This is a genomic window from Solibacillus sp. FSL H8-0538 (genome assembly GCF_038003525.1).
Lineage (GTDB): Bacteria > Bacillota > Bacilli > Bacillales_A > Planococcaceae > JBBOPI01.
In genome coordinates this window covers 2,279,312-2,300,135 of record NZ_JBBOPI010000001.1, presented here as the reverse complement: position 1 = coordinate 2,300,135, position 20,824 = coordinate 2,279,312, and the positions used below count along the sequence as shown (strand labels likewise).

Here is a 20,824-nt window from a genome sequence, read left to right as displayed (position 1 = left end):
TTTTATATAGGCTTAATATTGCTAAGTTATCATTTGTTGGCATATTAAATAAAACCCACACTTGAAAGGAGAGGCTAAAATGACTTTAAAAATCGCACAAATTAATGATACGATTGCTTTTACATTTATGGAACAATTAGTTGAAGGTACCGTGTTAAAGATTTATCAAAACTCTGTACTTGTTGAAATTAAGCCTATATTTTACGAAATGTACAAGGGTGAGCTTTTAAATGAGCGTACAGTTGTAAATCACCGCCGATACAAGTGCCTTAGTAATTAATAATGCTCAAATAAAATAGCCTCCTAATAATTAATGTTTACGTAATTGTTAGGAGGGGAAATTAATTATAAATAATTTTCAATATCCTTTTCGAATTTCATCGGATTATCTGTTGGTGCGTAGCGTTTAATTACGTTTCCTTCGCGGTCCACTAAAAACTTCGTAAAATTCCATTTCACGCTTTTACCTAGAATGCCCTTCGTTTCTTCAGATAGCAGTTGGAATAGCGGATGGGCTTCAGACCCATTTACCTTCACTACATCATGCATCGGGAAAGTTACGCCGTAGCTAAGCCGGCAAGCCTCAGCTGCTTCAGCGCCCGTACTTAATTCCTGTTTGAACTGGTTGGAAGGGAAACCGAGTACGACAAGACCTTGCTCTACGTATTTTTTATTCAGCGTTTCTAAAGCATCAAATTGTCCCACTAATCCACATTTTGTCGCTGTGTTAACAATAAGCATCGGGTGTCCCTTATAACGTTCAAGCTTATAACTTTCCCCGTTCGCCGCAGTTACTTCAATCTCATAAATATTCATAATTGCTCCCCCTTATTCATGATTCCTAAAAATTCGTTTAATTCATGTACTTTTTGTTTTAACTCTGGACCATGCTGTGCTAAATAATCAAAACAAAACATTGTGTTAATAATTTTCTCTTCAATAGTACGCTCTTCCTGTTTTGCTTTTTCTGTTAAAGATAAAATGGCTGCGCGTCGATCAGTGGGCGAGGGCTTTTTTGTAAGCCAGCCTTTTTCAAGGAGCTTTTGTAAAATAGGGTTCAATGTTCCAATACCAAGCCCTAGCTTTTCACCTATGGATGAGCTTGTTTGCTCGTCCTGATCCCATAATACAAGGAGCACTAAGTACTGGGGATAGGTCAGCTGAAATGGTTGCAACACTTTTGTGTAAAGCTTTGTAAATTGGTTCGCTGCTCGGTACACCTCGAAGCATAACTGGTTATCTAATTTTGCCTTATCCAATGAATCACCCCTTAAAAACATCGTACACGATATAAAATCAGAAGTAAAACAATAAGGTTCCAATATTTTGGGGAATCTAGTCCGTTGAAAAAATGTCGATATTATGTCGAATATTGTCGCTGATGTTCTCGTATATGACAGTTGTCACTGTGTTAGTAGTGCTATTATCTATACAGTGTTCTTAAAATAGAAAAATCACATCAAGGGGAGTCAAAATGGGAAAGAAAATTGCATGGGTGACAGATACAGCTGCATTATTAAAAGAAGAGTTTATTAATGACCATAATATACATGTATTAGCATTAAATATTGTATTTGAAGAAGGCGCTTTTCGTGAAACGGTGGATATGACACAAAATGAGTTTTACGATAAATTGCGCGTAGCAAAAGTGCATCCGAAAACATCACAACCGAACTTCGGTGAGCACGTAGCATTATATGAAAAGCTAAAGTCGGAAGGATATGATTGTGCGATAGCTGTGCATACATCTGTTCAACTGTCTGGTACATTCAATAGTGCATTTATGGCGTCAGAGCAAGCGGGTTTCAAATGTTATCCAATTGATTCGAAAATCGGGTCGTTTCCAATGGGTAAAATGCTTGAAAAAGGAATAGAAATGGTAGCAGGCGGAAGTGAGCCAGAGGAAATTGTTGCTGAACTTGAGGATATGACGACGCGTTCAGAATTATCATTTATTCCGTCGAATTTAACGCAGCTGCATAAAAGTGGACGTGTTTCCGGAACCGCAGCTTTTTTAAGTAACTTATTAAATATTAAACTTGTTATTGCATTTGATAACGGCTTTTGTAAAATGATTGAAAAGGTACGAGCGGATAAGCGTGCCCGCAATTACGTGGTAAATTTATTAAATAAGGCACGTGAAGCATCAAATGTTTCAGAAGTAGCTGTTATTCACTGTAATAATGAAGAGGGCGCAATTGCATGGAAGAACGACTTGGAAAAGCAGTACATAGATACAAAATTTATCGTACTGCCATTATCAGCATGCGTAGGTGTACACGCAGGCGAAGGAACAGTAGGCCTTAGCTGGGTACGACAATAAACGAGTAGCTTTCGGGACGAACCCGGAAGCTTTTTTAGTGGTTTATAAAGTTTAAATTTCTTAAATATGCGCTTCCGTTTGACTGGTCACTGTACGATTCAACCAGCTAAGTGTCATGGCTAATGCGAACGATAATAGAAGTGAGCAGCTAATGAACGCGATAATTCCGTTCCAGCCCCAGTGAATCCAGAAGAAGCCGCCAGATGTTCCTCCAATGCTTGAACCAAAATAATAAGAAAATAAATAAAGAGAAGAAGCTTGTGCTTTATCTTGTATGGCGCGCTTACTCACCCAACCACTCGCGATGGAATGCGCACCGAAGAACCCAAATGTAAAGACTGTAATACCGAAGAGCTTCATCCAAAGGCTAACCGGTAACGTACTTAGTGCCCCTAACAGCATAATCGCAATCCCCGCATAGAGTACCTGTTGACGACCAAAGCGATCAGACAAACTACCGAACCACGCCGAGCTAAATGTTCCTACTAAATAGACGATGAAAATCCATCCAACAATCGTCGTGCTTAAATTATACGGCGGGGCAATAAGTTTGAAGCTAATATAGTTATACAGTGTGACAAACCCACCCATTAACGTAAAGCCAATGCCAAATAAGCATAGTAAACCGGGGTCCTTAAGATGTTGGAACAGTGACGTAGTTAAGGCTTTAAATTGTAGCGGACGCGGCTTGAAATGCCTTGAATCAGGTAATGCCCATACAAAATACGCGCTCACGGCTAAACTGAGTAACCCAATAAAAATCATACCAATTTGCCAGTTAAATAAATCTGTCATCGTCCCCATAATGACACGCCCAGCTAAACCTCCGACAGAGTTGCCACTAATATAGAGCCCCATTGCTACTCCAAGACTAGTAGGCTCCATTTCTTCTCCTAAATAGGCCATTGCTATGGCAGGTACACCAGCGAATACAAAGCCTTGCACAATTCGAAGTAATAGTAACACTTCAAAGGTTGGCGAAAAAGCGAGTGCAATCGTTAGCACGGATGCTGCAAAAATAGATGCCGTCATTAACCGTTTACGCCCCCAAGCCTCCGACAAAGAGCCAAATAAAATTAAGCTGACTGATAACATAATTGTCGTTAGGGAAAGTGATAAACTCGCCATTGCTGGTGAGACATTAAATTCCTGTGAAAATTGTGGTAGTAGTGGCTGCGTTATATATAGGTTTGCAAATGTAATGAAACCAGCTGCAAATAAAGCTAAATTGGCGAGCTTAAATGGCTTTGTTCCTTTTTGAATATAGGTCATATTGTCTACCTCTTTATCGTTCGAATTTTGACATTTTTTTGAACTTTTATGTTTCCTTCATTATAATAAGAAAAGAACTATAATGATAATTCATTGTTTTTATGTCACTTATAAAAAAAAGTTATAAGAAAGGACGTTGAGTATGGAACTAATGCCATTAATATATTTTAAATTAGTTGCCAAACTAGAAAATATGTCACGCGCAGCTGAACAACTACATATTACGCAGCCTGCACTAAGTAAATCCATCTCTCAGCTCGAGGCAAGTCTTGGTGTACCGCTTTTTGATCGTAATGGGCGTTCGATTCGGCTCAATCGATACGGTAAATTTTTTTTAGAGCGAACTGAGCTAATTTTACGAGAATATGATCGTGCCCGAGAGGATTTAACGAATTTAATAGCACCTGGTCAAGGAGAGGTGTCGATTGGTTTTATGCATACACTAGGCTTGCAGGTTATACCGGCACTGTTGACGGATGTGCGCAATGTGTATCCGCAAATGAAGTTTCAGCTAACGCAAAGTAATTCGGGCGTGTTGCTTCATAAACTTGAAGCTGGGGATCTTGATTTATGTTTAATTTCTTCAGTGGAGTTGGGTCATCATGTACATTGGGAAAAGCTTTGGGATGAGGAATTATTTTTAATCGTGCCATATGAACATCCATTAGTCGGTGAGCAAAGCGTGAAGCTTGAGCAATTTGCCGCCGAGCCATTTATTTCGATTAAAAAGGGCAACTCCTTGCGCAAATCGGTGGATGAGCTTTACCGTCAGGAGGGTTTTGTACTAAATGTAGCGTTTGAGGGGGAGGAGATTCATACGGTTGCCGGGCTTGTAGAAAGTGGGCTTGGCGTGTCACTAATTCCTCATATAAAGGGACTTGAACAGTACCGACTACATGTAATTCCAGTCGCTGCGGAAAATTGCAAGCGGGAGATTGGAATTGCCTATATGGAAAATCGTTTTATAAGTGCCGTCACCGAACAGTTTAGCACCTATGTAAAGCAATATTTTAAGGAAAACTAAAAGTGAGCCGGCTATTATAAGCTGACTCACTTTCAATTAATTTAATTTTTTTCCGGTAATCGTTTTAGCAATTTCCTCTAATGTCATATCGGAACGCAAATCGAACGCGCCCTTTTGTACTGAGCGGGAGTATTCAGGCTTCGACAAATATAATTCCACTTGACGACCATTTTCGACAATGCCTAAATCTTCAACCTGCTCCCCAATATCATAAAGGGACATGCCATCGTATACATAGATTGTTGCTTCTCTAACGTCAGTAGTATCATCGGAAGAAACGGTTTTGGTGGGCTGTGCATCTGAAACCTGGGGCTCAGCTTCTGTTGTAGTATTTTCTTCTTCAAATGATTGTTCAATAGGATTTCCTTTTTCAAGAGAGTTTAGCTGATCTTCTAGTTCGCGAATTTGCTTTTTATAGGAAGAAACAGATTGCTCATCATTATTTGTTAGAAAAGGTACGTCAAATTTTTCCCCTACTGTCAAAACTGCGCCTGCTAAAAATAGTCCGATGCCGAATGAACGAAGTGATGTTCTCATTAGCGGCCTCCAGAAGCAAGGATGGATTGAATTTGTCCTGCTGATAATGTTGAACGCTTACTAATCTCTTCAATTGATAAGCCTTGTTTATTGAGTGCAATTACTTGGCTTACTAAAATGCTATTAATTGGTTTGGTAGCTGACGGTTGTAGCGGGACAGCTTGTGGTGCTTGTCCTGCACGAACTTGAGCTGCTACTTGCTGAAAAGCATCCATTGATTGCTGCTGTTTTATCTGTACGGATTTTGGTGAGGAAACTTGAAAGTTTGGTTCAAGCATTAACTCTTCTTCCACTATCTTTAATCGGCGCTTTAATGAATTCGCTTCTTGGTAAATATTAATGGAAAGATCCTCAAGATCATTTTCGACTTTCTTTGCTTTATCTTTGAAGAACAATGACACCGCGATAAAGAAAATACCGACAATCATTAAAATAGATTCTAAATCCATCGTTTTGCCCCCTGAATTTATGTAATTTCATATTTATTTTAACATAGGACAACTTAATATTAAATGACGCTAGATTTTTTTTCAGATTGTGTTATAATGGGTTAGTCGTATAAATCATGCTCAATTTTAAATTAGAATTCTTGAATTAGAGTGGGAGGGTTAATGATGCGCGTAAATATTACTTTAGCTTGCACAGATTGCGGCGAACGTAACTATATTTCAAAAAAGAACAAGCGTAACAATCCAGAGCGTCTTGAACTTAAAAAATATTGCTCTCGTGAGAAGAAATACACTACTCACCGTGAAACAAAGTAATTGCTCATTGCCAAAGCCACTTGTGGTTTTGGCTTTTTACTTTTAGTGGAAAGGGAAGTAGTCCTTTCTTATCCGCATAATAAAGGACATCAACTCGCTTTACCTTCGGGTGAGATGTGTCTTTCTAATGAAGGTAGGGGATAATTGTGGAAAAAAAAGAGATGCGCCAAAATATGCGCCAATTTTTGCTAAGTTTAACGTATGAACAATATAAAGCACGCTCATTAGCAATTGCGAAGCAACTTTTTCAAGAACCTTCAATTATTGAAGGAAAAACGATTGCTGTTACGATGTCAAATCGTCCGGAAGTGGATACAATTGCGATTATCGAGGAATTATGGAGACTTGGAAAACGAGTAGCTGTGCCGAAATGTAAGCCAGCGACGAAAGAAATGGCATTTTATGAAATTGACGGGTTCTTTCAAACAGAACGTGCCTATATGGACATACTTGAGCCAAGAACCGATATCGCGGCATTAGTACCAAAAGAGGATCTTGATGTCATCATCGTGCCAGGAATCGTTTTTGATCATCGTGGATATCGAATTGGTTATGGTGGGGGCTATTATGACCGCTATTTGCAGGGGTTTTCAGGAACACTCATCTCACTAGCCTTCAACGAGCAAATAACAGAATGTGTACCGAATGAATGCTACGATTTACCGGTACATACGATATTAACGGAAGAAATTCGCATCGATTGTAAGTCGAATCGAAAGGAGCTATCATCGTGAAATCAATGTTAGATATTATTAACTTATTAAAAAAATATGGAACGTACATTTATACATTAGATCGTTTAGGTGATTTAGCGTTAATGGAAGATGAAATTAAAGAATTATACAAAGCGAATGTGTTAGATATTCGTGACTACCAAATGGCATTATTATTACTACGTCAAGAAGCGACAAAGCTTCAAGCAGGAATAAATTAAAAGATTGTAGTATAATCTGTCTTATCATTTTTGTGCAACAAAGTAATTATATGGGAAATTTAACGTGGGAACTTTCTTGGTTTTAAAGAGGAAACTGGGTTGCAATGAATTAAAATACCCTTTGTGAACAGTGGATATATTCACTGTTTTCGCGTTTAGTGAAACTTTTTTGTTCGTCAAACGTACTATTAAGGGGAAACGGATTTCATGAAATTTGCGAATTTTTATTTGCCAACTAATTACTATTGCTTTAACAAACAAAAAGGATTACTATATACTTTGTTTCATTGCAATTATTATTGTTGAATAAAATTTTAAACTTATAGAGAAGTAGGAGAGGATGTTAGGAATGAAGTCATTAAAATGGCCTAAACATTCGATATTAGCGGTTGCCATACTTGCGACATGGATTAAAACTGTCATTGTATATGAAACAAGCTTTGATATGAAGCTTGAAAACGCGATGCAAATATTTATTTTGATTATTAATCCATTGAGCTTTATATTATTTATTTACGGATTATCTTTATTTTTCAAATCAGCAAAGGCGAGAAATCGCTATATTGTTACTATTAGTATAATTTTAGCAGTTGTGCTCTATGGAAACGTTGCATTTTATCGTTTCTATAATGATTTTATTACGCTACCAGTATTGTTTCAAACGAGCAATTTTGGTGAGCTAGGAACATCAGCAGCAGCGATCATTAGTATATGGGACATTTTATACTTTGTTGATGTGATTGCCTTATTAGTAGTAATCAAATTAGTACCGAAAACTAAACAAGAATTAGTTGTCCGTAAAGATGCACGAAAAGCGTATTTCGTATTAGCAGCCGCTGTATTGTTTTTAAATTTAGGATTAGCAGAAACAGAGCGTCCACAGTTATTAACACGAAGCTTTGACCGAGAATTACTCGTGAAAAATATTGGAACTTACAACTATCATTTATATGATATTTATATCCAATCAAAATCCTCTGCACAACGCGCACTTGCTGATGGCAGTGAGCTTGTCGAGGTAAATAACTATGTACGTGCCAACCAAGCGGAACCGAACGTTGAAATGTTTGGTAAATATGCTGGCCGTAACTTAATTGTTGTTTCACTTGAATCATTACAAAACTTTGTCATTAACAATGAAATGAACGGTCAAGAAGTATCGCCATTTTTAAATTCGTTAACAAAAGATAAAGATACGTATTATTTCAATAATTTCTATCACCAAACAGGGTTAGGGAAAACGTCGGATTCTGAGTTTATTTTTGAAAACTCATTATTTGGTTTAGGTCGAGGTGCTGTATTCTTTACGCATGGTGGAAATACGTATAATACACTTGCGGAACGCTTAGGCGAAAATGATTATTTCACAAACGTAATGCACTCAAATAATAAATCGTTCTGGAATCGAGATATGATTTATCAATCATTTGATATTGATAAATTTTATGATATTGATTCATATGAAGTTACAGATGAAAATTCAGTAAACTGGGGCTTGAAAGATATTCCGTTCTTCGAGCAATCAACAGACCTAATGAAAGAGATGCCACAGCCGTTCTATAGCCGTATGATTACGTTAACGAACCATTATCCTTTCTACTTAGAAGACGAGGATATTATGATTGATGAGTATACATCAAGTTCTGGAACATTAAACCGTTATTTCCAAACAGTACGCTATATGGACGAGTCAATTAAAGAATTCTTTGATGATTTAAAAGAAAAAGGGTTATATGACAATTCAATTATCGTGATGTACGGAGATCACTACGGTATTTCTGAAAACCATAATAAAGCGATGGCTATGTATTTAGGTAAGGAAGAAATTACGCCGTATGACAGTGCATTACTGCAATCAGTGCCATTATTCGTTCATATTCCTGGGTCAAATGATGGTCAAGTAATGGAAGAAGTTTCAGGACAAATGGATTTACGTCCGACAATTCTTCACTTACTAGGTATTGATACATCAAAAGACATGCAGCTAGGTGCTGATTTATTCTCTGAAGAGCATGAGGATTTCGTCATCTTCCGTGACGGCAGATTCGTAACAGATAAATATGTGTATGCAAATGAAGTATGTTATGACCGTGAAACAGGTGAAGAAATTGACGTGGCAAGCTGTCAGCCATATATTGACCGATCCACAGTTGAGCTAGATAATTCCGATGCAATTATCAATGGCGATTTACTTCGTTTCTATGATTCTGAAACAGGGAATTTGATTGAAGGCTCTGTAGAATAAATAAAAGGCGTCTCCTATAAAGGAGGCGCCTTTCTAAATGGGTAAATAAAAAAGAAGCACTGCCATGTTGGCAATGCTTCTTTTTCTTGCTATTAGTGGTGAGTCGGTGGGTAACCAGCGTTTAATACTGTCATAACAACGAACCATCCGAAGATAGCTGCTGCGCCAAAGTTAAAAACAATACTAAGAATGTTTTTTTCTTTGATTGCTTGGAAAGTACCAACTACTGCAAAAATAGCTATTAAACCGAAAATAACCATTAATAAGTTCATTAAAAGACACTCCTTTCGACATCAGAAAATGAATGTCGCAAACAATATTCCTTCTCTATTGTAAAGCTTTACCTCTCTTTTGTCGAGAAGAAAAATGATGTTTAGTCGAATTCTATCGTCAGCTTTTACGGAAAAATGTATAATGGAAGTGAGGTGATGGAAGTTGTTAAATGTACGAGCATATAGTTTAGGACCAATACAAACAAATTGCTATATTGTCAGCAATAAAAATAAAGACTGTTTAATTTTTGATCCAGGTGAGGAAGCAGGACGTATTATTAAAGAAATTCGTAGTAAAGGGCTTAAGCCGCTTGCAATTTTCTTAACGCATGCACATTTTGATCACATCGGTGCGGTAGATGCGGTAAGAGAAACGTTTGAATTACCACTTTATATTCACGAGAAGGAAGTATCTTGGCTATCGGATCCGTATAAAAATGGTTCTGGAAAATATGCAGAGTTACCAAATTACGCGGTGAAGGAGCCTGAAGAAGCACATATTATTCGCAAAGAGCAAGTAATTGAACTAGGTGATTTCAAATTTAGTGCAGTATTTACACCGGGTCATTCACCGGGTAGTATTTCATTTATTTTTGAAGAGGACGGCTTTGCGATTGTCGGGGATACATTATTTGAGCGTAGCATTGGACGTACAGATTTACCGGGTGGTTCTGAAAAGCTATTGCTACAATCGATTCATGACAAACTTCTTAGTTTGCCAGAGGACACAATTATTTATCCAGGTCATGGTAGTTATACAACACCAGCAACTGAAATGGACACGAATCCGTTTTTAAATGGATTTTAAAATAAAGCGAATGGGCATCCCCATTCGCTTTATTTGTAGATAAGAAAGTATAACTTTCTTATCTACATAAGTAAGGACAGCATCTCGCCCTAATTTTAGCGAGATGTGTCTTTCTAATGTTTATCTACAAAAAAACACCGACTAACCTTAGTTAGTCGGTGTTGGCATAAATTAATGTCCTGCACCAGGTGTGTGCACGAATGTTGTAAAATACGTAAATCCTGCGAAAAATACAGTTAAATACGCGCCAAAAATGTACATGTACATGCGTTCTGAAAGGTTTAAGAAACCTAATAATAGAAATAAACCTGTATTACCTACGAATAATAGCGAAACCTCGTTCATACCACCAAGGTAGAACATAACGGCGAAGATACCTGTCCAGAAAGCCAAAACTTTATACATATTACCCATGAAGAATTCCCCTCCTTTTGCCAACGGATACAATAACTCTCGTCTATTATAAATGATTTAACTGTATAATGTAAACCTGAACTTATAGAATAGTTGTGACAAACAAGTAGAAATTTTTATGAATTTGAATTATCTATGTCAATTTCATACTTGCAGAAGTCACAATGATGCACCATGCTCTCTACCTGAACGAATTCATTTGTTTGGAAAAGTGCGTCCATTTGACCTTTTAAGTAAGATTCGTGTAAGGCACAAGCGATTTCTCCATACTGAGTTATCTGAGAACTGAATGGGCAATTATAAATGGTAAATAGTATTTTTTTATTTTCCCCCTCATCAATAATTTGAGGCACATAACCAATTAGTGTGGAACTTTCGGTTAAAACTTCAACTTTTTCTTCTAAAGTAAGAACTTTGCCTTTTGATTTTGATAATAAAAACGATTTCATCATCGTCAGTCCGTCCTCATAACTTATATGTTGTCCATGTTCGATTGCTGTATCGCCTATTTGCGCTATTAATTGCAAAGTCCAATTAAGTAACAGTGGCTCCTGCCGCTTTGGGAAAGTTAATGTGACACCTTCATCTGTTGTTTTATAAACACGACCAGGACGGCCACCTTTTCCAGTTTTCAAGTAGTCTGCGCTGATGATGCCAATCTCAGAAAGCTTTGTTAAATGTAGGCGCGCTACATTTGGATGAATGCTAAACTGGTCAGCGATTTCTTGAACGGTGAAGTATGTTTTTTGCTGGAGCATATGTTCATAAATATTATAGCGTGTTTCATCTGCTAATGTGCTAGTTATCTTCAATGGATGTAACACCATTTCTTCACCTCGATCTATTTGATATATAAATGTTTCCACACAAATTACTTCTTATAGTAGTTATTATATTGCATGTACGCATGAAAAGCAGTGTATTTTAAAAAAACTATACGAAAAATGATAGTAGTATTCGATTTATTCAAATATTAAGTATCTATCCCCAATATTCTAGAAGAATATCATTTTTTGGTGTAAAAAAAGGAGCTAAATAGAAATTTTCTGAAAATGACTTCATCTCTTTTCGTTCTAGTTATATAATGGCGCTAAGATAGCATTGCGGTCATTTATAACATTAGAAAGACAAATCTTGCTCAAAATTGAGCGAGATGATGTCTCTACTTATGTCGTTAAGAAAGTTATTTTTCTAAACGACGAAGAAAAGAGGTGTTCATAAATGGAAATGGAATCCGTCATTGAAACAAAGAGCGAACAACTATTGCTAAAAGCTTGTCATTTTGGTGCTTCCGATTTACATCTTGTACCAGCTGAACATAATTACGCCATTATGTTTCGGAAATACGGCAGATTTATTCAAGCAGGAGAGCTACCGAACGATATTGCGGGGCGCGTCATCTCCTACTTTAAGTTTTTATCATCACTTGATATAAGTGAAAAGCGTAAACCTCAAAGCGGCTCCTTTCAAAAAGAAGTGCAGGATAACTTATTTGCGTTTCGTGTTTCCACACTACCTTCTGCTTTTGCAAAGGAAAGTTTAGCAATTCGATTACTACGTCAGAACTATGCACTTCCACTTACTTCACTATGCTACAAGAGTAGCGCTGCTCTGCAACTATACTCGCTTGTAGAGCAGCCTCAAGGACTCCTACTATTTAGCGGGGCAACCGGCTCTGGAAAAACCACTTCCCTTTATTCATTAGTTCAATATTGTAGTAGAAACTTAGGGCGCCATGTCATTTCACTAGAAGATCCAGTTGAAAGTAGTCAGGAGCAGTTACTTCAAATTCAAGTAAATGAACGGGCAGGTGTGTCTTATGCCTCGGGATTAAAGGCGATTTTAAGGCATTCGCCCGATGTCATTATGATTGGAGAAATCCGTGATAAAGAAACTGCAAAAATTGCAATGGAGGCAGCATTAACTGGCCATCTTGTGTTATCGACAATTCATGCGAAAGATACGGTGAATTGTTTATACCGTTTACTTGATCTTGGATTGTCGATTGAGGAACTGCGTCAAACACTAGTCGGCATTGTTGCGCAAACATTAATTACTACACCCACAGAAGAGCGAAAGGCATTGATAGAAGTACTTGCTGAAGCAAATTTGGGTGAGGCAATGATGGCATTAATGCATGGTGAATCCTATGACTTACCATTCGCAACGACACTTACAGGTCAATTAAAGCGATTTGAGGTAGACAGTTATGTACCTTCCACTTCGTAAGCTTTATAGTCAGACGATTGCCGAAAGAAATCGGCTTAAAGTGGCACAAGTTCCGGAATTTTTACAACGCATGGGAACATTGCTGAAGGAAGGCTATACTTTTGCGGATTGTGTAGATATGTTGTTGCCGTATCATGTGAAAAATTATGAGTACTGGCGGCAAACTGTTAAAGATACATTGCATAATGGGGGTAGCCCGACTCAGGTGTTGCAACTTTTTGGCATTAATAAACAATACTTAGTTGCAATTGAGCTTGCCGAAGCAACAGGTCAGCTCGCAGAAACATTAGAGATTGTAGCCCAACAACTGGAGTTTTTTACTAAAATGAAGGCCCAACTAATAAAACTTCTGACGTATCCGACAATTCTCTTCATATTTTTAATTAGTTTATTTATTGCATTTCGCACATATTTCTTACCGAATATATCTTTGATGGTTACTTCGAGAGCACAAGGACAAGAAACGTCAAGCATTCAGTGGTCAAAATTTTTTTTGCACATGCCAGATTATTTTATTGCAGTTGGATGTTTATTGGCACTTGGCATATTCGGAATGTTTTTTTATATTCAACGAAAACGTGTAGATATTCAACTGAATATATTATTTAAATTACCGGTCATCGGTTATTTTTGGAAGCTTATTTTAACGCGGCAATTTGGGCGCTCTCTTGGCAATTTACTGTTAACTGGCTTTTCTCTACAACAAGCACTTGAGCATCTGAAGCAGCAGGAACATCAGGCACAACTTGCATATGTTGCTGGGGTGATGCAGAAGCGAATTATTTTTGGGGACAGTCTTGCGCTAACTGTAAAGCAGCTCGGATATTTCTTCCCGAAGTTTGAACAGTTTATTGCACATGGAGAAGCAAGTGGTTTACTTGGCCGAGAATTAATCATTTATTGTGAGCTATTAGAGGCCCGACTACAAACGATTATTCGAACGACGATGGCGATTATTCAGCCTGTAATGTTTATAATGATTGCTGCTTGTGTCATTGCCGCATATTTAAGTATTTTGATTCCGATGTACAACTTACTCGATTTTATTTGAGAGGAGAACGAATGTTTGAAAAATGAACGAGGCTTTACACTTATTGAGATGTTAATTGTTTTATTAATTATTTCAGTGCTGATTTTAGTCACGATTCCAAACGTGACAAAGCATTTTGCTTCCATAGATGCAAAGGGCTGCGATGCGTATGTCAATATGGTACAAGGACAAGTCGAGGCATATCGAGTAGAAACGATGAAGTATCCAACGATGCAAGATTTAGTTGATAATCAATATTTGCAAACAGAAAATACAACGTGCCCAAACGGTGAGACAATCATCATTGAGGAAGGTGGACATGTTAAAACCGCATCGAGTAAAGCACCAAGCAATAGTAATGAATCGCCGTAGTAGATTCGTTTCAAATGAGTATGGTCATACATTAATTGAAATGCTCGCCGTATTATTTGTCGTAAGTATTATCTGCCTCGTCGTTTTTCAATTTTCCCATAAGAAACTTGTGCATTACACCTTTATGAAAACGGTTGATCAGTTTGAATTAACAATCCGTGCAGCTCAAATGCAAGCAATTGAAGAAGAAAACGCAATTTTCTGTTATGTTGAATTTGGGAAACGTCTTCTTATTCATCGCGGTTATTACGATGCGCCCATATATGTGCAAGATTTTCCAGAGGGGATGAGTGTATACGTAGTAACAGCTTCGAGAAGAATTGACTTTAATAGCTTCGGAAATATTTATAATACAGGACGAATTATATTTGAAATGGGGGATGAGTCAATAAGTTACTCCATTAACATGGGGAAAGGGAGGTTTTTATTACTTGAATGAGCATGGAATTTCCTTCATGGAAACAATTTTGGCTGTTGTAATTTTATTTCTGCTGACAAGTGCTCTAATCCCGATGACGCACCAGTTGCGCACTACACTGCATAATAAAAAACTAGAAGTGCATGCGAGTGAGGTTGCTCTAAACGGTGCATTAGTTGCACAGCAATACGGTGAACAAGCAGGCGCGCAGTTTATAGATGATGTTGTCTATACGTGGTCGTATGATCGTGGTGTAATCTGTATACGATTTGAAAATATACATGAGGAACGACAAAAATGCGTATACCAAAACGGCGATCCTACTTAGGCGATGCGGGATATACATTCATTGAAGCAGTTTTTCAGCTAATTGTATTTATGTTATTCGCACAAATTGTTATTTTAATTATTATGTGGTTTACTCAATTTCAAACAATCGACAAGATGAAGGATCAAATTAACTGGGAGCTCTTTGTATTTGACGTGAATCAGTATTTACTCCACTCAAAAGAATTCGAGCTACTGAGTAGAGGCGCTGGGATTAAAGTGAATGCACATATGTTTGGTGAGCAAAAAATATATATTATCGAAAAATCAGAAAAGCATATTCGCAAAGCATCGACTTTAGGGGGCAATGAAATTATGCTTGGCTTTGTTGATTCTGCGACGTTTTCAGTTAATGGAAATGAGCTACTGCTGCAAGTTACGATGAAAAATGGTGTGAAAAGGGAGAGGATCTTTATTGTCCCAACTACTAGCAAATGAACGAGGATTATTATTTCCTATTGCAATCGTGTTACTTTTTGTCGTCACTGGTGCATGCCTACTGTATATAAATACCTTTAATGCACAAATAAAAACTTATAATTCATTGGAATCTGTCAATGTTCGTGCTACGATAAACGTACTAGAAAAAATTGATAGATAATGGTAGTAGGTTGAAGTAATAAAGAAGGTGACTGGCATGCGGAAAATATATTTAGTTGGATTTATGGGTTGTGGAAAAAGTGCGATTGGGAGAAGGTTAAGCTACTTTTTAAAAATGCCGTACTACGACATGGATCACGAAATAGTTAGACAGCAAGGAATGACGATACCGGAGATTTTTGAAAAATATGGGGAGACTCACTTTCGAAACATTGAAACTGAATTTTTACGCTCTTTCCGGAACGAATCGTGCATAATTTCAACAGGCGGCGGCGTAGCTATGCGAGAAGAAAATCGAAGAATTATGCGTCGTTCGGGACTAGTGTTCTTTTTGGATGCGAAATTTGACGATATTTATATGCGTATTAAAAATGATAAAAATCGTCCAATCGTTCAAAGCTCAACAAAGGGTGAATTAGAACAGCTGTATCAGCACAGAAAGAAATTTTATCGTGATGCTGGGCATATTCAAGTTTTAACGGAAAATCGCTCATTAAGACAAATTGTGGAATATATAGGTTTTCAAGTGAATCGTTTGAAAGGCGAATGATTTCTGTTTCAAAGTATAAAATCATTCGTTTTTGAGGTAGTATCAAAAAAAGATTGCCTTTTCATTACATTCAATGTTAGGATATGCCTAAGAGTCGTCATATTTGTACATTAAATTATGAATAGAAATCGCGGATGATTGTGCGGGGAGAGAACGTGAAGTCACGTCGCCGAAGGAGCAAATAGCAGACGCTATGAATCTCTCAGGCAAAAAGACTCGTACAGGACGCAACTCTGGAGAGCGCTGTATTAATACAACATACAGCCACCAAAGGGGAAAGCCTAAAATGTGATAGTTCTCTATCAATTATGGGTGTAACTTTCAGGTGCAAGGACAGAGAATCTCGTAAAAGGGGTTCCTCTGTCTTTTTTTAGTGGCTAAGAAAGAATATCTTTCTTCACCACATAATAAAGGACATCATCTCGCCCTATCTTGTGGCGAGATGTGTTTTTATAATGCATTTTTTTGTACGCTACTATTGACAACACTTCTTTATCTTCATTCAGCGGGCGTACAAACGCCCACTGAATGAAGATAAAGCGTCCGGCGGATGTCACAGATTTTGAAGTGAGTATAGGATGATCGCTAAATTTGTCGCTTCTTGTAGGACCGTGGAAATGACTGATATCGTGTCGTCCCTCCTGCAGGCTCAAGCACAATTCAAAATCTGTATGCATTATTTATCTGCACTTAAAAGCATAGCGGCAAGTGCAAATACGCTAAGGCGAATTTGATTTAATTATTGAAGGAGGACAATGAAATGGGAAATGAATTAAAACGCACACCACTTTTTGACGAATATGCAAAATACGGTGGCAAAACGATTGATTTTGGCGGCTGGGAATTACCAGTACAATTTTCTTCGATTAAAGAAGAGCATGATGCTGTAAGAAACCGCGCGGGTCTTTTCGATGTATCACATATGGGTGAAGTTTTCGTTGAAGGTCCTGGAGCACTAGATTACTTACAAAAGCTATTATCAAATGACATTTCAAAAATTGCAATTGGCGGTGCACAATATAGTGCAATGTGCTATGAAAATGGTGGGGTTGTCGACGATCTTTTAACATATCGTTTAGATGAAACGCGCTACTTATTATGTGTCAATGCAGCAAATATTGAGAAAGATTTTGCGTGGATGCAAGAGCATGCAGAGGGTGATGTTGTTATCACGAATAAATCTGATGAATTTGCACAAATTGCGCTGCAAGGACCACTTGCAGAGGAAGTCCTTCAAACATTAACGGACACAGATTTATCCGCAATTCGCTACTTTAAATTCCAAGATGGCGTTGACGTTGCAGGTCATAAAGTATTAGTTTCTCGCAGCGGCTATACAGGTGAAGATGGTTTTGAAATTTACGGAGCACCAGTTGCAATCGTGGATCTATGGAACAAAATTCTAGATGCAGGTAAAGATAAAGGTGTTGTTGCTACAGGTCTTGGAGCACGTGATACATTACGTTTTGAAGCATGTTTACCGCTTTATGGACAAGAATTATCAAAAGATATTTCACCGCTTGAAGCTGGTATCGGGTTTGCAGTAAAGCTTCAAAAAGAAACAAAGTTCATCGGTCAAGACGCACTAATTGCACAAAAAGAAGCAGGCCTTCCGCGCAAATCGGTTGGTATTGAGATGATTGACAAAGGTATACCACGTCACGGCTACAAAGTATTTAAAGACGGCGTAGAAATCGGAGAAGTAACTACAGGTACACAATCTCCTATGACGAAACGTAACATCGGTCTAGCATTAATTGATGCAAAATTTGCGGAAGTAGGAATTGAGTTAGAAGTTGAAATACGTAACAAATTCGCGAAAGTAGTAACAGTGGAAACTCCATTTTATAAGCGTACCAAATAAAATTTCGAAAAGAGGGCTAAGCATGAATCATCGTTATTTACCTATGACGGAACAAGATAAAAAAGAAATGTTAGAGCTTATCGGCGTTTCTTCAGTAGATGAGTTATTCGCAGACATTCCGGAGCAAGTTCGCTTCGAAGGACTTTACAATATTAAGGCTGCAAAATCAGAATCAGCGTTAGCGAAGGAATTATCAAGCCTGGCTGCTAAAAATAAAGATACTGATACAAACGTATCATTTTTAGGTGCAGGTGTTTATAACCACTATAAACCAGTTATTGTGGACCATGTCATTTCACGTTCTGAGTTTTACACTGCGTATACACCCTACCAACCAGAAATTTCTCAAGGGGAATTACAAGCAATTTTTGAATTCCAAACGATGATTGCAGAACTTACTGGTATGGACCTTGCAAACTCATCAATGTACGATGGAGGTACAGCACTTGCTGAAGCAGGAATGCTTGCTGCTGGTCATACACGCCGCAAGAAGCTTTTAGTATCTGGGGCTGTTCATCCAGAATATAAAGACGTTGTTGCTACATATGCATACGGCCAATCAATTGAAATCGTAACAATCCCGACAAAAGATGGCGTTACGGACGTTGAAGCACTTAAAGGCTTAGTAGATGATCAAACTGCTGGTGTAATCGTGCAGTATCCGAACTTCTTCGGTCAAGTAGAACAATTACAAACGCTTGCTGACATTACACACGAAGTAAAAGGATTATTTATCGTTTCTTCTAATCCTTTAGCACTTGGCGTATTAACACCTCCTGGGAAAGTAGGAGCTGATATTACAGTTGGGGATGCACAGGTCTTCGGTATCGCAGAAGCGTTCGGTGGTCCGCACTGTGGATTCTTCGCTGTTACGAATAAATTAATGCGTAAAGTTCCAGGACGTCTTGTTGGTGAAACAGTTGACCAAGATGGCCGTCGTGGGTATGTATTAACATTACAAGCACGTGAGCAGCATATCCGTCGTGATAAAGCAACTTCTAATATTTGTTCGAACCAAGCATTACTTGCACTTGCTGCATCAGTTGCGATGACAGCTCTTGGTAAACAAGGCATGCAAGAAATGGCGAAGCAAAATATCGTAAAAACGCGCTATGCAAAAAATGCATTTGAAGCGGCGGGCTTTACAGTAGCTTACCAAGGCGCTCACTTCAACGAAATCGTTGTTAAAACAAACGCTTCTGTAACTGCTATTAATAAAACATTAATCGAAAAAGGCATTATTGGTGGATTTGACTTAGGTCGCGTTTATCCAGAGCTTGAAAATCATGCGTTAATCGCAGTTACAGAATTACGTACAAAAGAAGAAATCGATGCACTAGTTGCAGAAATGGGGGCTTATAATGCTTAACGAAAACCAATCACTCATTTTTGAAATCACAAAAGAAGGCCGTGTAGGTTATAACCTAGAGCCGCTTGATGTGCCAGATTTCGATCTAGCAGACCTTTTACCAGAAGGTTTAGTACGCGCAGAAGCTGCTGAACTTCCAGAAGTTTCAGAGCTTGATATTATGCGTCATTACACAGCATTATCACGTCGTAACCACGGTGTAGACTCAGGCTTCTATCCACTTGGTTCTTGTACGATGAAATACAATCCAAAAATTAATGAATCGGTTGCACGCTACTCAGGCTTTGCAAATGTTCACCCATTACAAGATGAGTCAACAGTTCAAGGGGCAATGGAGCTTCTTTATGAGCTACAAACATCTCTAGTAGAAATTACGGGTATGGATGAAGTAACATTACAACCAGCTGCAGGGGCACATGGTGAGTGGACAGCGTTAATGATGATTCGTGCGTTCCATGAAGCAAACGGAGAAGGTCACCGTAACAAAGTGATTGTTCCAGACTCAGCACACGGTACAAATCCAGCATCTGCATCTGTAGCAGGCTTTGAAACAATTACAGTAAAATCAAACGAAGATGGCTTAGTTGATCTTGAAGACTTACGCCGCGTAATCGGTGAAGATACAGCAGCGCTTATGCTAACAAACCCGAACACACTTGGTTTATTTGAGGAAAACATTCTAGATATGGCTGCAATGATTCACGATGTAGGTGGTAAAGTTTACTATGACGGCGCGAACTTAAACGCTGTAATGAGTAAAGCACGTCCTGGTGATATGGGCTTTGACTGCGTACACTTAAACTTACACAAAACATTTACAGGTCCTCATGGCGGTGGTGGTCCGGGTTCTGGTCCAGTTGGCGTAAAGGCAGACTTAATTCCGTACCTACCAAAACCAGTACTTGTTAAGTTAGAAGATGGCACGTTCCACTTCGATTACAATCGTCCGCAATCTATCGGACGCGTAAAGCCATATTACGGCAACTTTGGTATTAATGTTCGTGCATACACGTACATCCGCTCAATGGGTCCAGATGGTCTTAAAGCGGTAACGGAATATGCAGTATTAAATGCCAACTACATGATGCGTCGTTTAGAAGAGCATTTCGATCTTCCATACAACCGTCACTGTAAGCATGAATTTGTATTATCAGGTCGTCGTCAGAAAAAACTTGGCGTGCGTACTCTTGATATTGCAAAACGCTTGTTAGACTTTGGCTACCATCCACCAACAGTGTACTTCCCGTTAAACGTGGAAGAAGGTATTATGATCGAGCCGACTGAAACAGAATCAAAAGAAACACTAGATGCATTCTGTGACGCAATGATTCAAATCGCAAAAGAAACGATTGAGAATCCTGCAATTGTACAAGAAGCACCCCATACAACGGTTGTGAATCGTTTAGACGAAACACGAGCTGCTCGTACACCGATTCTTCGTTATACAAAGCAAGAAGCATAGTAATAATGAA

General features: G+C 38.3%; 27 protein-coding genes and 1 riboswitch. Of the genes, 18 read left to right on the top strand and 9 right to left on the bottom strand.

The annotated features are described in order from the left end of the window. Window positions 1-79 precede the first annotated feature (79 nt). Window positions 80-280 carry a DUF2187 family protein gene (locus MHH87_RS10915; protein WP_340749336.1) on the top strand — a complete coding sequence of 67 codons (201 nt, stop codon included), beginning with the start codon at window positions 80-82 and terminating at the stop codon, window positions 278-280. A gap of 65 nt (window positions 281-345) precedes the next feature. Here the strand turns inward: MHH87_RS10915 and MHH87_RS10910 are convergent, their stop codons facing one another. After that, window positions 346-816, bottom strand: coding sequence for a glutathione peroxidase (locus MHH87_RS10910; protein WP_340749335.1), 471 nt, complete (start codon window positions 814-816; stop codon window positions 346-348). Beyond that, window positions 813-1,259 carry a MarR family winged helix-turn-helix transcriptional regulator gene (locus MHH87_RS10905; protein WP_340749334.1) on the bottom strand — a complete coding sequence of 149 codons (447 nt, stop codon included), beginning with the start codon at window positions 1,257-1,259 and terminating at the stop codon, window positions 813-815. The genes MHH87_RS10910 and MHH87_RS10905 overlap by 4 nt, the downstream gene beginning before the upstream one ends. A 215-nt stretch (window positions 1,260-1,474) precedes the next feature. On the opposite strand from MHH87_RS10905, the gene MHH87_RS10900 reads away from it, so the two are divergent. Continuing rightward, on the top strand, window positions 1,475-2,323 hold the full coding sequence (locus tag MHH87_RS10900) for a DegV family protein (protein ID WP_340749333.1): 849 nt from the start codon (window positions 1,475-1,477) through the stop codon (window positions 2,321-2,323). Window positions 2,324-2,383: 60 nt separating this feature from the next. Here the strand turns inward: MHH87_RS10900 and MHH87_RS10895 are convergent, their stop codons facing one another. Further along, complete coding sequence (locus tag MHH87_RS10895) at window positions 2,384-3,595, bottom strand: MFS transporter (protein ID WP_340749332.1); 1,212 nt, start codon at window positions 3,593-3,595, stop codon at window positions 2,384-2,386. Window positions 3,596-3,737: 142 nt separating this feature from the next. On the opposite strand from MHH87_RS10895, the gene MHH87_RS10890 reads away from it, so the two are divergent. Then, window positions 3,738-4,619: a LysR family transcriptional regulator gene (locus tag MHH87_RS10890; RefSeq protein ID WP_340749331.1), complete on the top strand. Its 882-nt coding sequence runs from the start codon at window positions 3,738-3,740 to the stop codon at window positions 4,617-4,619. A gap of 36 nt (window positions 4,620-4,655) precedes the next feature. On the opposite strand, the gene MHH87_RS10885 is transcribed toward MHH87_RS10890, so the two are convergent. Together MHH87_RS10885 and MHH87_RS10880 are read right to left on the bottom strand one after the other, a co-directional pair. Beyond that, window positions 4,656-5,156: a hypothetical protein gene (locus MHH87_RS10885; protein WP_340749330.1), complete on the bottom strand. Its 501-nt coding sequence runs from the start codon at window positions 5,154-5,156 to the stop codon at window positions 4,656-4,658. Beyond that, entirely contained in the window at window positions 5,156-5,605 is a 450-nt protein-coding gene (locus tag MHH87_RS10880) for a hypothetical protein (RefSeq protein WP_340749329.1), read from the bottom strand. Before MHH87_RS10880 ends, MHH87_RS10885 begins: the two co-directional genes overlap by 1 nt. A gap of 165 nt (window positions 5,606-5,770) precedes the next feature. On the opposite strand from MHH87_RS10880, the gene rpmG reads away from it, so the two are divergent. The 4 genes from rpmG to MHH87_RS10860 all read left to right on the top strand — a co-directional run bounded on the left by rpmG (window position 5,771) and on the right by MHH87_RS10860 (window position 9,099). After that, window positions 5,771-5,920 (top strand): 50S ribosomal protein L33, encoded by a 150-nt coding sequence (gene rpmG / locus MHH87_RS10875; protein WP_053582877.1) that lies wholly within the window; start codon window positions 5,771-5,773, stop codon window positions 5,918-5,920. 146 nt (window positions 5,921-6,066) lie between these two features. Further along, the gene (locus MHH87_RS10870) at window positions 6,067-6,654 is read left to right on the top strand and encodes a 5-formyltetrahydrofolate cyclo-ligase (protein ID WP_340749328.1); all 588 of its coding nucleotides are present in this window, start codon (window positions 6,067-6,069) and stop codon (window positions 6,652-6,654) included. Continuing rightward, window positions 6,651-6,854: a YqgQ family protein gene (locus tag MHH87_RS10865; RefSeq protein ID WP_340749327.1), complete on the top strand. Its 204-nt coding sequence runs from the start codon at window positions 6,651-6,653 to the stop codon at window positions 6,852-6,854. Before MHH87_RS10870 ends, MHH87_RS10865 begins: the two co-directional genes overlap by 4 nt. A gap of 349 nt (window positions 6,855-7,203) precedes the next feature. Next, the gene (locus MHH87_RS10860) at window positions 7,204-9,099 is read left to right on the top strand and encodes an LTA synthase family protein (protein ID WP_340749326.1); all 1,896 of its coding nucleotides are present in this window, start codon (window positions 7,204-7,206) and stop codon (window positions 9,097-9,099) included. A 92-nt stretch (window positions 9,100-9,191) separates the two neighbouring features. Here MHH87_RS10860 and MHH87_RS10855 read toward each other — a convergent pair whose 3' ends face one another. Beyond that, complete coding sequence (locus tag MHH87_RS10855; protein WP_340749325.1) at window positions 9,192-9,371, bottom strand: DUF2759 domain-containing protein; 180 nt, start codon at window positions 9,369-9,371, stop codon at window positions 9,192-9,194. Between the two features lie 163 nt (window positions 9,372-9,534). Between MHH87_RS10855 and MHH87_RS10850 the strand changes: the two genes are divergently transcribed. Next, window positions 9,535-10,179, top strand: coding sequence for an MBL fold metallo-hydrolase (locus MHH87_RS10850; RefSeq protein WP_340749324.1), 645 nt, complete (start codon window positions 9,535-9,537; stop codon window positions 10,177-10,179). A 171-nt stretch (window positions 10,180-10,350) separates the two neighbouring features. Here MHH87_RS10850 and MHH87_RS10845 read toward each other — a convergent pair whose 3' ends face one another. Together MHH87_RS10845 and MHH87_RS10840 are read right to left on the bottom strand one after the other, a co-directional pair. Beyond that, on the bottom strand, window positions 10,351-10,593 hold the full coding sequence (locus MHH87_RS10845) for a DUF2626 family protein (RefSeq protein WP_340749323.1): 243 nt from the start codon (window positions 10,591-10,593) through the stop codon (window positions 10,351-10,353). 116 nt (window positions 10,594-10,709) lie between these two features. Further along, entirely contained in the window at window positions 10,710-11,459 is a 750-nt protein-coding gene (locus tag MHH87_RS10840; protein ID WP_340749322.1) for a helix-turn-helix transcriptional regulator, read from the bottom strand. 355 nt (window positions 11,460-11,814) lie between these two features. Here MHH87_RS10840 and comGA point away from each other — a divergent pair, with 355 nt between their 5' ends. From comGA to MHH87_RS10805, 7 genes are all read left to right on the top strand, one after another. Further along, complete coding sequence (gene comGA / locus MHH87_RS10835) at window positions 11,815-12,822, top strand: competence type IV pilus ATPase ComGA (protein ID WP_340749321.1); 1,008 nt, start codon at window positions 11,815-11,817, stop codon at window positions 12,820-12,822. Continuing rightward, window positions 12,803-13,873 (top strand): competence type IV pilus assembly protein ComGB, encoded by a 1,071-nt coding sequence (gene comGB / locus MHH87_RS10830; protein WP_340749320.1) that lies wholly within the window; start codon window positions 12,803-12,805, stop codon window positions 13,871-13,873. The genes comGA and comGB overlap by 20 nt, the downstream gene beginning before the upstream one ends. A 15-nt stretch (window positions 13,874-13,888) precedes the next feature. Then, entirely contained in the window at window positions 13,889-14,224 is a 336-nt protein-coding gene (comGC, locus tag MHH87_RS10825; RefSeq protein ID WP_340749319.1) for a competence type IV pilus major pilin ComGC, read from the top strand. After that, window positions 14,172-14,663 (top strand): prepilin-type N-terminal cleavage/methylation domain-containing protein, encoded by a 492-nt coding sequence (locus MHH87_RS10820; RefSeq protein ID WP_340749318.1) that lies wholly within the window; start codon window positions 14,172-14,174, stop codon window positions 14,661-14,663. Before comGC ends, MHH87_RS10820 begins: the two co-directional genes overlap by 53 nt. After that, on the top strand, window positions 14,656-14,970 hold the full coding sequence (locus MHH87_RS10815; RefSeq protein ID WP_340749317.1) for a type II secretion system protein: 315 nt from the start codon (window positions 14,656-14,658) through the stop codon (window positions 14,968-14,970). Before MHH87_RS10820 ends, MHH87_RS10815 begins: the two co-directional genes overlap by 8 nt. Beyond that, window positions 14,940-15,407 (top strand): competence type IV pilus minor pilin ComGF, encoded by a 468-nt coding sequence (gene comGF, locus MHH87_RS10810; RefSeq protein WP_340749316.1) that lies wholly within the window; start codon window positions 14,940-14,942, stop codon window positions 15,405-15,407. The genes MHH87_RS10815 and comGF overlap by 31 nt, the downstream gene beginning before the upstream one ends. Window positions 15,408-15,606: 199 nt before the next feature. Next, on the top strand, window positions 15,607-16,119 hold the full coding sequence (locus tag MHH87_RS10805; protein WP_340749315.1) for a shikimate kinase: 513 nt from the start codon (window positions 15,607-15,609) through the stop codon (window positions 16,117-16,119). A gap of 134 nt (window positions 16,120-16,253) precedes the next feature. Continuing rightward, a riboswitch (glycine riboswitch) is annotated at window positions 16,254-16,347 on the top strand. Window positions 16,348-16,496: 149 nt separating this feature from the next. Here MHH87_RS10805 and MHH87_RS10800 read toward each other — a convergent pair. Beyond that, a complete protein-coding gene (locus tag MHH87_RS10800; RefSeq protein ID WP_340749314.1) occupies window positions 16,497-16,796 on the bottom strand; it encodes a hypothetical protein in 300 nt (99 codons plus the stop codon). Between the two features lie 83 nt (window positions 16,797-16,879). Between MHH87_RS10800 and gcvT the strand changes: the two genes are divergently transcribed. The 3 genes from gcvT to gcvPB are packed head-to-tail and all read left to right on the top strand — an operon-like array spanning window position 16,880 to window position 20,814. Next, window positions 16,880-17,983 carry a glycine cleavage system aminomethyltransferase GcvT gene (gcvT, locus tag MHH87_RS10795; protein WP_340749313.1) on the top strand — a complete coding sequence of 368 codons (1,104 nt, stop codon included), beginning with the start codon at window positions 16,880-16,882 and terminating at the stop codon, window positions 17,981-17,983. A gap of 22 nt (window positions 17,984-18,005) precedes the next feature. Next, the gene (gene gcvPA / locus MHH87_RS10790) at window positions 18,006-19,352 is read left to right on the top strand and encodes an aminomethyl-transferring glycine dehydrogenase subunit GcvPA (protein ID WP_340749312.1); all 1,347 of its coding nucleotides are present in this window, start codon (window positions 18,006-18,008) and stop codon (window positions 19,350-19,352) included. Continuing rightward, a complete protein-coding gene (gcvPB, locus tag MHH87_RS10785; RefSeq protein ID WP_340749311.1) occupies window positions 19,345-20,814 on the top strand; it encodes an aminomethyl-transferring glycine dehydrogenase subunit GcvPB in 1,470 nt (489 codons plus the stop codon). Before gcvPA ends, gcvPB begins: the two co-directional genes overlap by 8 nt. Window positions 20,815-20,824: the final 10 nt, after the last annotated feature.

Coding starts and splice junctions, on each gene's coding strand:
- MHH87_RS10820 (WP_340749318.1), top strand. CDS start 14,172: ATGTTAAAACCGCATCGAGTAAAGCACCAAGCAATAGTAATGAATCGC.
- MHH87_RS10895 (WP_340749332.1), bottom strand. CDS start 3,595: ATGACCTATATTCAAAAAGGAACAAAGCCATTTAAGCTCGCCAATTTA.
- comGF (WP_340749316.1), top strand. CDS start 14,940: ATGCGTATACCAAAACGGCGATCCTACTTAGGCGATGCGGGATATACA.
- MHH87_RS10860 (WP_340749326.1), top strand. CDS start 7,204: ATGAAGTCATTAAAATGGCCTAAACATTCGATATTAGCGGTTGCCATA.
- MHH87_RS10805 (WP_340749315.1), top strand. CDS start 15,607: ATGCGGAAAATATATTTAGTTGGATTTATGGGTTGTGGAAAAAGTGCG.
- gcvPB (WP_340749311.1), top strand. CDS start 19,345: ATGCTTAACGAAAACCAATCACTCATTTTTGAAATCACAAAAGAAGGC.
- comGA (WP_340749321.1), top strand. CDS start 11,815: ATGGAAATGGAATCCGTCATTGAAACAAAGAGCGAACAACTATTGCTA.
- comGB (WP_340749320.1), top strand. CDS start 12,803: ATGTACCTTCCACTTCGTAAGCTTTATAGTCAGACGATTGCCGAAAGA.
- gcvPA (WP_340749312.1), top strand. CDS start 18,006: ATGAATCATCGTTATTTACCTATGACGGAACAAGATAAAAAAGAAATG.
- MHH87_RS10845 (WP_340749323.1), bottom strand. CDS start 10,593: ATGGGTAATATGTATAAAGTTTTGGCTTTCTGGACAGGTATCTTCGCC.
- MHH87_RS10900 (WP_340749333.1), top strand. CDS start 1,475: ATGGGAAAGAAAATTGCATGGGTGACAGATACAGCTGCATTATTAAAA.
- MHH87_RS10915 (WP_340749336.1), top strand. CDS start 80: ATGACTTTAAAAATCGCACAAATTAATGATACGATTGCTTTTACATTT.
- gcvT (WP_340749313.1), top strand. CDS start 16,880: ATGGGAAATGAATTAAAACGCACACCACTTTTTGACGAATATGCAAAA.
- rpmG (WP_053582877.1), top strand. CDS start 5,771: ATGCGCGTAAATATTACTTTAGCTTGCACAGATTGCGGCGAACGTAAC.
- MHH87_RS10890 (WP_340749331.1), top strand. CDS start 3,738: ATGGAACTAATGCCATTAATATATTTTAAATTAGTTGCCAAACTAGAA.
- MHH87_RS10885 (WP_340749330.1), bottom strand. CDS start 5,156: ATGAGAACATCACTTCGTTCATTCGGCATCGGACTATTTTTAGCAGGC.
- MHH87_RS10800 (WP_340749314.1), bottom strand. CDS start 16,796: ATGCATACAGATTTTGAATTGTGCTTGAGCCTGCAGGAGGGACGACAC.
- MHH87_RS10880 (WP_340749329.1), bottom strand. CDS start 5,605: ATGGATTTAGAATCTATTTTAATGATTGTCGGTATTTTCTTTATCGCG.
- MHH87_RS10910 (WP_340749335.1), bottom strand. CDS start 816: ATGAATATTTATGAGATTGAAGTAACTGCGGCGAACGGGGAAAGTTAT.
- MHH87_RS10855 (WP_340749325.1), bottom strand. CDS start 9,371: ATGAACTTATTAATGGTTATTTTCGGTTTAATAGCTATTTTTGCAGTA.